Source organism: Spirillospora sp. NPDC049652, from assembly GCF_040675125.1.
GTDB lineage: Bacteria > Actinomycetota > Actinomycetes > Streptosporangiales > Streptosporangiaceae > Spirillospora.
Window position 1 is genome coordinate 1 of sequence record NZ_JBFAOF010000259.1, and the last position, 8,269, is coordinate 8,269.

Genomic DNA, 8,269 nt, shown 5'->3' on the forward strand with positions numbered 1-8,269 from the left:
AGCGCCGCGCAGCGCAGCACCGCGTCGGGGAAGACCTCGACGGCTCCGCACGGTTCCACTCCGCGTCCCCTCAACCGTAGGGCCACACGTGGCCGAGGGCGCGGACCACCTCGAAGGAGGCCGGAAGCCCGGTCAGCGAGTCGCCGGGCCGCAGCACGACGACCTCGACCGGCGAGCGGCCGCCGGCCCCGCCGGGCAGCCGGATCCGGCGAGCGGCCGCGTCCGCGACGCGCTCGGGGAACGGGTCGAAGTCCACGTCCTCGCTGCCCGAGCCGTCCAGACGCGGCCCGAGGCCGGCGGACCAGTACCACGGCGCCCCACCGTCTCCGTAGGGGAACAGGTACCGGGCGCCCCAGCGCTCCGCCAGGTCGATCGCCTCGTCCGGGCCGTTCATCAGGCGGCAGCGCGCGCCCCACAGGTCCGGCGGGACGAACGCCAGGTAGCTGCCCACCGACGAGAACAGCAGCTGGACGGGATAGGTGATCCAGCCCCGGTAGCCGCTGAAGACCAGATCGACCGGGCCGTGCTCGGCGTGCCATCTCGACGCGACGGACCGGACGTCCCCCAGGGCGTCCCGCCCGCTGTCGGACACGAACGCGGCGCTGAAGCCGTCCGCCTCGACGACGTAGGTGTTGCCGCCGTTGCGGACCTCCGGGTGCAGCGTCGTCTCGTCGGTCGGCTGCTCGCCGTAGAAGGGCAGCGCGTGGACCCGCGCCTCGCCGACCGCGACCGAGGCCCCCCAGGCCAGCGTGGTCACGTCGGTGAATCCCAGCTCGCGCAGGCGCGCGGCCATGTCGGCGCACAGCAGCGTCTCCGGCCCCGAGTCCGGGACGATCATCCTGGTGGCGGGCGGCAGCCGCAGCAGGGAGGCCGCGTCGAAGTGGTCCGGATGGGAGTGGGTGATCAGGACGGCGTCCACGCGGCCGAAGTCGCGCAGCCCGAGCGGCTGGTAGGCCGCCGGGTACGCCGGGCTCCGGGAGAACTGGAAGGGGTCGATGACCAGCCGGGTGCCGCCCGAGCGGATCACGACCGTGTTGTGCCCGACGAAGCTCACCTGTGCCCGCTCCAGCGCATGGGCGGCCTTCATCGCGGCGATCCCGGGCCGGGCGTCGTCGCGGCCGACCATGCCCGCCCCCGTCAGGGCATCGAGCAGCTCGCGGGCCCGGCCGCTCGGCGTGAACCCCCCGCGGTCGGCGTCGGGAGAGGCCAGCGCGGCGACCAGCGCGTGGACCTCCGGCCAGGCGTGCGGGTCCACCTTCGCCTGGAGCCGCCGTCCGTTCCCGCGGTGCTCGAACGTCAGCAGACGCGGGCGCGCCCGGCGCGGGTCGGGGTACAGGACGTCCTCGTGCAGACGCCACTCCCGTCCCGCGCGCCGCGCGACGGCGGCGAAGCCCCGGCCTTCGACGACCTCGCGCAGCAGCCTCGGGCCGGCCTCGACGGCCGAGTCCAGGCCGTGCCGCCGCGCGTGGTCGATCACTGGCCGGAACACCTCGCGGACCGAGTCGCTCGGACGCGTCGTGACAGGGCTGCCGAAACGCGTCCTGTCGTCGTAGCCGACGGTGAGCGCGACATAGGGATCAATGCCCCGCACGGGTCTCATCGCCTTTCCAGGTGCGGGCGGTCGAGATCCGCAGCTGCGCGGTGGTCTCCTCGCCGAGCCGCTCCGCGTGGAGGCGGGCGAGCTTGCCGACCAGGCGGGCGTCCTCCAGGAAGCGGCGCAGCATGTCGTCGGCGACGCCCTCGTGCCGCATCCAGACCAGTGTCTCCTCCAGCGAGCCGAGCCCCGTCTGCCGGACGAACCCGTGCAGCTCCTCGGTGATCTCGTGCCGCTCCACGGCGACGCCGTCGCGCTCGGCGGCGTCCCTGGCGAGCAGGCGCAGCAGCGCCTTCTTCCGGAGGACCTCCGTCGTCTCCCCCGTCCGGGCGACCGCCGGGTCCTCCCCGGCCCGGGCGACCGGGGAGGACGAGGGCGACGAGGAGGACGGGGCCGCCGCGCCCATCAGCTCCTCGAAGTTGCGGCGGTAGAAGCGGTCGCGCTCGTGCCCGCTGCGGGTGGTGAGGGTCGCGTCCATCCGTCCCAGGGGGTCGCGGCCGCCCTCGTCGTGCGGGTAGTCGCTGCCGAACATCAGCGCGTCCGGGCCCAGCTCCCCGATCAGGCGGCCCACGTCCTCGAACGGGAAGGTGGTCAGCTTCACCTGCCGCCGGAAGTACTCGCTGGGCGCCATCGACAGCCGGTCGCCGTGGCTGCGCGGGGCGAACGACGGCGCGAGGTCGAGCCACCGCAGGAAGCCCGGCGCCCAGGTCGCGCCCTGCTCGATGATCCCGCAGCGCAGGCCGGGGAACCGCTCGAAGACCCCGTCGAAGATCAGCGCGGCGACCGCCATCTGCACCGGGGCCGGCATGCCGACGAGGGTCAGCTCCGCGAGCGTCGTGTCGTGGCCCACCGCCCCGTCCCGGTCGGCGAGGCCGTTGTTGGCGTAGACGCGGTGGACGAGCGGGCCGCCGCCCCCGACGTGGAACACCAGCGGACGTCCCGCCTCCTCCAGCATCCGGTAGACCGGGTGCAGGGCCGGGTGCGTCAGGCTGAGCGGCCCGACCGGGTAGGTCGGGATCTCGATGGCGGCACAGCCCATCGCCAGCGCCTCCGCGCACGCCTCGGCGGCGCGCTCCGGGTCGTCGATCGCGACCCAGCCGACCGGCAGGAGCCGGGGGTCGCGGCAGAAGTCCACCATGCCCCGGTTGTGCGCCCGGACCGCGCCGTACAGGACGTCCGGGTCGAAGTCGACGCCGCCCGGCACGCCCGGACAGTCGATCAGGGCGACGTGGCTGTAGGTGGAGAACACGAGCTGGGAGCGGAACCCCAGCGCGTCCAGGGCCCGGCTCCGGTCCGCGGGACGGAAGGCGCCCTGCGCGCGCCAGTTCTTCTCCGCCATCACGGCCTCGCCGGGCGCCGCCGTCCCGCCGGCCGGACCCGGCCGGGCGCTCTCAGCCGAGGCGTCGGCGGCGCCGTCCGCGGCGGCCCGTTCGGCCATCTCCTCCAGGCCGTGCAGGTCGAGCGGCCTCAACCTGTCGCGGATGTCCGCGTCGGCGTACCGGATCAGCCAGTCCCGGGTCTCCATCAGATGGCTGTCGGCGTCGTGCACGATCCGGTCGCCGGTGTACGTCCCCGTCGTCACGTGCGGTCCCTTCCCCGTCGGTCGTCGACCGTCGGTCGTCTGTCGTCGGCCGGAGAGCGGGGCCGCCCGCGGCCTCCCTTGGCGCGCGGACGGCCCCGCTCCCGAATCCCCCGGTCAGGTCAGCAGAACCAGGGGCACATGATGGTGGTGACGATGGTCGGGTCCTGGCCCATCATCTCCTCCGGGTTCTGCGGCGCGATCACGTCGATCTCGTCGCGCCGGACGTGGTCGACGATCTGGAAGCCCTGGCCGCCCGCGGTGGCCTCGACGCCCTTGGCGCCGAGGAGTCCGCCGAGCCGCTCCAGCCCCTCGCCCTTCACCCGGAGGGTCTCGAGGAAGCTGTCGCGGACGAAGTACAGGGAGCCCTGCTCGTCCTTCAGGACCAGGCCGCCTTCCGCCCCGGCCTCCACCGCCCCGGTGGTCGCCGTCCCCGTCGTGTGGGTCAACACGTGATACCTCCCGTGGCTCTTCCGAGCCTGTCTGGAACCGCGTCCCCCGTGGACGCGGCGCCGGTCACGCGGCCACCGGTCCAGGACCGGTGCGCGGCTCCTGGCCACCGCCGCGGGATCAGCCGTGATCTCAGGTTGCGGGGCGGGGATACAGGGTCCGCACAGGGGACGCACACGCGCGGAACACGCGCTGGCCACGCCCGGCCAACGAGCCGATCCGGTCGAACGGTGGACGGGAACGATCCGTGTTCACCCTTGGAGGTGGCCATGGAGTTCCGGGTGCTCGGTCCGCTGGAGATCTGTTCCGCGGGCACGGCCGTGCCCGTACGGTCGGGCGCGCAACGCGCCCTGCTCGCGGCGCTGCTGCTGTCGGCGAACCAGGTCGTGGCCGTGGACCGGCTGGTCGAGCTGATCTGGGGTCCGGCGCCGCCGGCGTCGGCCGAGGCCAATCTGCGGACGCACGTGTCCGCGCTGCGCCGTCTGCTCCGGGACTCCGGCGGCGCCTCCCGGCTGGTGACCAGGCCGGGAGGCTACCTGATCGAGGTGGAACCGGGCGATCTGGACCTGCTCGCCTTCGACGCGCTGGTCCGCGACGGCAGGCTCGCCCTGCGCGAGGGGCGGTCCGCGACCGCCGCCCGGCTGCTGTCCGCGGCGCTCGGCATGTGGCGGGGCCGTCCGTTGGAGAACGTCGTCCTGCACGGCGACGGCGACGCGGAGGCGGCCCGGCTGACCGAGGTCAGGCTGGGCGTCGTCGAGGACCGGCTTCGGGCCATGCTGGCGGGCGGGGATCTCGCGGACGTGGTGGGCGAGCTGAGCGGACTCGTCGTCGACCACCCGTTGCGCGAGTCGCTGTGGGCCATGCTCATGCTCGCCCTGCGGCGCTCCGGACGGCAGGCGGACGCGCTCGCCGCCTACGAGCGGGTGCGCCACGTCCTGGCCGAGGAGCTGGGCGCCGATCCCGGGCCGGAGCTGCGGCGGCTGCATCACCGGATCCTCACCGGCGACCCCGCCCTCGCCCCGGCCGCCGCCGCGGATCCGACGTCCTCCGCCGGTCCCCCGGACGCCGCGTACGCGTCGGCGGCACGCTGCGACCTGCCCGGCGACCTGTCCGACTTCACCGGCAGGCGGCGGGAGCTCGACCGGGCCCTGGCCCATCTGGAGGCCGCCAGGTCGAGCGGCGCGACCGCGATGGTCATCTCCGCGATCGACGGCATGGGCGGCGTCGGGAAGACCGCGCTGGCCGTCCACCTGGCCCACCGCCTGGCGGAGCGCTATCCCGACGGCCAGTTGCTCATCGACCTGCGCGCGCACCACCAGGCGAAGGCGCCCCTCAGCCCGTCCGACGCGCTGGAGAAGCTGCTGCGCGCGGCGGGCGTGCGCGGCGAGCAGATACCGCCGGACGAGGCCGACCGTGCGGCGCTCTGGCGGGCGACGCTCACCGCCACCCGCACGCTCGTCGTCCTGGACAACGCCTCCGACAGCGCGCAGGTCCGCCCGCTCCTGCCGGGAGCGTCCGACTGCCTGACGCTGATCACCAGCCGGCGGCGGCTCGGCGGTGTGGACGGGGCCCAGCACCTGTCGCTGGACGTCCTGCCGCACGCCGACGCGACGATCCTGCTGGAGCAGATCGTCGACGACGCCCGTCCCGCCCGGGAGCCGGCCGCGGTGGCCGAACTCCTCGCCCTGTGCGGGCACCTGCCGCTGGCGATCCGGATCGCGGGCTCGCGGCTGCGCAACCGTTCCACCTGGACGGTGGCGCATCTGGTCGAACGGCTGCGGGACACCCGGCGGCGCCTGCCGGAGCTGCGCGCCGAGGACCGCGAGGTGACCGCGGTGTTCGCACTCTCCTACCAGTGCCTCACCGCACCCCAGCAACGTCTGTTCCGGCTGCTGGGCCTGCACCCGGGGCCAGACATCGACGCGCGCGCGGCCGCCGCCCTGACCGGCTGGCCGCTCACCGTGACGGAGGCCCTGCTCGAAGACCTCCTCGACGTCAACCTGCTCCAGCAGGTGCGGCAGGACCGCTACCGGTTCCACGACCTGCTCCGCGCCTACGCGGCGCACCTGGCCACCACCCGGGACGACGCCGCCGAGCGCGCCGCGGCGATGACCCGCCTCCTCGACCACTACCGCGACACGACGGCGGTGGCGACGGCCCTGCTCTCCCCGGCCGAACGGCGGCACGAATCCGCCGGTCCGGACCCCTCCTTCACCGGCCCGGACCAGGCGCTGGCCTGGCTCGACGCCGAGCGGCCCAATCTGCTGGCCGTCGCCGCCTACGCGGCGGGCCACGGCCGTCCCGACCACGTCCGCGACCTGTCCGCCGACCTGGCCCGCTACCTCAACTCCCGGGCCGGCCACACCGAGGCCCTCGCCCTGCACACGGCGGCGTGGTCCGCGGCGTGGCGCCACAACGACCCGGCCAGCGCAGGGCACGCGCTGTACGACCTCGGGCGGGTCTACTTCTTCATGGCCTGTTACGAGAAGGCCGTCGAGCACCTCGAACTGGCGCTGGACATAGCCCGCCGCATCGGTGACCGCATCGGCCAGAGCCGCGCCCTGACCGGGATCGGCTACGCGCTGTGGCGGCATGGCCGCCACGACGAGGCCATCACCCACCTCGGACGGGCGTCCGGCATCGCGGGAGACGACCGGATCGTCCTGGGGTACACGGAGTGCGCTCTCGGAGGCGTGCACAGCGACGCGGGACGCCACGCCGAGGCCGCCCACCACCTCGAACGGGCGCTGGCCATCACCGACGAGAGCGGCGACCAGATCACCCGCAGCAACGCCCTGGGCCTTCTCGGACGCGCCTACGGGCAACTCGGACGCCACGCCGAGGCCCTCCACCACTATCAGCGCGCCCTGACCATGTCCGAGACCATCGGCGAACGCGGCGCGCAGGTCTTCGCGCTCAACGGCCTGGGTGAGACGGCGACCGCGACCGGCTCCCCCGCCGACGCCCTCGGCCACCACCTGGACGCGCTCTGCTTCGCCACCGAGATCAACGACCGCCACGAGCAGGCCCGCGCCCACCACGGTCTCGGCGACGCCTACGAGCAGCTGGCCCGGGACGAGGACGCCCGGACGCACTGGCGGCTGGCGCTCACCTTCTACACCGACCGGGGCGCCACCGAGTCCCAGAAACTCCGCCTCCGGCTGGCACCCCCGTGACCCGCGACCGGTGCTCGCGCTCCGGCATGCCCCAATCACGTGCGCTTCCGCCGCGAGCCGCCTTCGGGCCACGGTGGACCCGCCCGGTCACGGCACCGGCGGCGTGAAGGCCGCACCGTGCGGATCGCCGCCGGTCTCGACGGTCTTGTTCGCGAGCTCGCGCCCGGGCTTCGCCGGCCGGCGGGAGTCTGGACGGGGCGGCGGTTCTGGACGGGACGGCGGGTCAGGACGCGGCGGCGGGGGTCGGGTCGGCCTTGCCGCGGACGTTCAGCAGGCGGTCGAGTGCGAACGCCCCGGGCCCGGTGAAGACCAGGAGCAGGAAGGCCCAGCTGAACATGGCGGCCAGCTCGCCGTGGTTCTGCAGCGGCAACAACGCGTCCGACTGGTGCTCGACGAAGTAGGCGTAGGCCATCGAACCGGAGGCCAGCAGCGCGGCCGGACGGGTGAACAGTCCGCCGACGACCAGGGCGCCGCACAGGAGCTGGATCACGGCCGCGTACCAGCCGGGCCAGGCGCCGGTGGGGACCGCGGCCCCGCTCCCCACGGCGCCGCCGAAGACGCCGAAGAGCGACGAGGCGCCGTGGCAGGCGAAGAGGAAGCCGACGACGAGCCGGTACAGCGCCAGGACGTGGGGGCGGGCGAGGTCTGCGTACCGGTTGACAGTGGCCATGAAGGGGGTTCCTTCCCTGCGGGACGACGGGATGACCGTAGATTAGGTAAGGCTTACCTAAGTCGCAACCCCTGACGGGATGAACTCACCAGCCGGCCGACCGGGTCTCAGGCGAGGGCGGCGAACAAGGCGTCCAGGGCGGCCGGGTACGCGCGTTCCGAGGAGGCGGCGAAGCCGACGAGAAGGCCCTGCGGACGGCCGGCGGGGTCGTGGTGCAGTTCGGAGAGGCCGCGGACGCCCACTCCGTGCGCCGCGCACCGGTCCAGGGCATCGGCCTCGGACGGGCCGCCGTCCGGAAGGGTGAGCAGGCTGTGCAGACCGGCGGGCACCCCCTGGACGGCGAGGCCGGGGACGGCGGCGGCGCGGTCGAGCAGGAGCGCGCGCCGCCGCCGGTAGCGCAGGCGGGCGGCGCGGATGTGCCGGTCGTAGGCGTGGCCGGCGATGAGGTCGGCGAGGACGAGCTGGTTGAGGGTCTCGGTGTACAGGTCGGCGTCCTGCTTGGCCCGCACGACCTCGGGGACGAGGCGGGGTGGCAGGACCATCCAAGCGAGGCGCAGTGCCGGGCCGAGCGTCTTGGAGGCCGTCCCGCAGTAGACGACGTGGTCGGGCGCGACCCCCTGCAGGGCTCCGACGGGCTGGCGCTCGTAGCGGAACTCGCCGTCGTAGTCGTCCTCGACGATCACGCCGCCGGTGGACCGCGCCCACGCGCACACCGCCTGGCGACGGCCGGGGTGGAGCGGCACGCCGGTCGGGTACTGGTGCGAGGGGGTGAGGAACACGGCCCCGGCGTCCGCGGGGAC

At 74.3% G+C, this 8,269-nt stretch carries 6 protein-coding genes; 1 reads left to right on the top strand and 5 read right to left on the bottom strand.

Annotated elements, in window-relative coordinates; genetic code table 11:
• Positions 1–70: 70 nt before the first annotated feature.
• The 3 genes from AB0J52_RS18260 to AB0J52_RS18270 all read right to left on the bottom strand — a co-directional run bounded on the left by AB0J52_RS18260 (position 71) and on the right by AB0J52_RS18270 (position 3,622).
• Complete coding sequence (locus tag AB0J52_RS18260) at positions 71–1,591, bottom strand: MBL fold metallo-hydrolase (RefSeq protein ID WP_500182773.1); 1,521 nt, start codon at positions 1,589–1,591, stop codon at positions 71–73.
• Positions 1,578–3,176 (bottom strand): amidohydrolase family protein, encoded by a 1,599-nt coding sequence (locus AB0J52_RS18265; protein ID WP_500182774.1) that lies wholly within the window; start codon positions 3,174–3,176, stop codon positions 1,578–1,580. The genes AB0J52_RS18260 and AB0J52_RS18265 overlap by 14 nt, the downstream gene beginning before the upstream one ends.
• A gap of 119 nt (positions 3,177–3,295) precedes the next feature.
• On the bottom strand, positions 3,296–3,622 hold the full coding sequence (locus AB0J52_RS18270) for a hypothetical protein (RefSeq protein WP_500182775.1): 327 nt from the start codon (positions 3,620–3,622) through the stop codon (positions 3,296–3,298).
• Between the two features lie 270 nt (positions 3,623–3,892).
• On the opposite strand from AB0J52_RS18270, the gene AB0J52_RS18275 reads away from it, so the two are divergent.
• Positions 3,893–6,799: an AfsR/SARP family transcriptional regulator gene (locus AB0J52_RS18275; RefSeq protein ID WP_500182776.1), complete on the top strand. Its 2,907-nt coding sequence runs from the start codon at positions 3,893–3,895 to the stop codon at positions 6,797–6,799.
• Between the two features lie 223 nt (positions 6,800–7,022).
• Here the strand turns inward: AB0J52_RS18275 and AB0J52_RS18280 are convergent, their stop codons facing one another.
• Together AB0J52_RS18280 and AB0J52_RS18285 are read right to left on the bottom strand one after the other, a co-directional pair.
• Positions 7,023–7,469, bottom strand: a complete 447-nt coding sequence (locus AB0J52_RS18280) for a DoxX family protein (RefSeq protein WP_500182777.1) — start codon at positions 7,467–7,469, stop codon at positions 7,023–7,025.
• A gap of 107 nt (positions 7,470–7,576) precedes the next feature.
• On the bottom strand, positions 7,577–8,269 hold a 693-nt coding region (locus tag AB0J52_RS18285), incomplete at its 5' end, for an aminotransferase class I/II-fold pyridoxal phosphate-dependent enzyme (protein WP_500182778.1).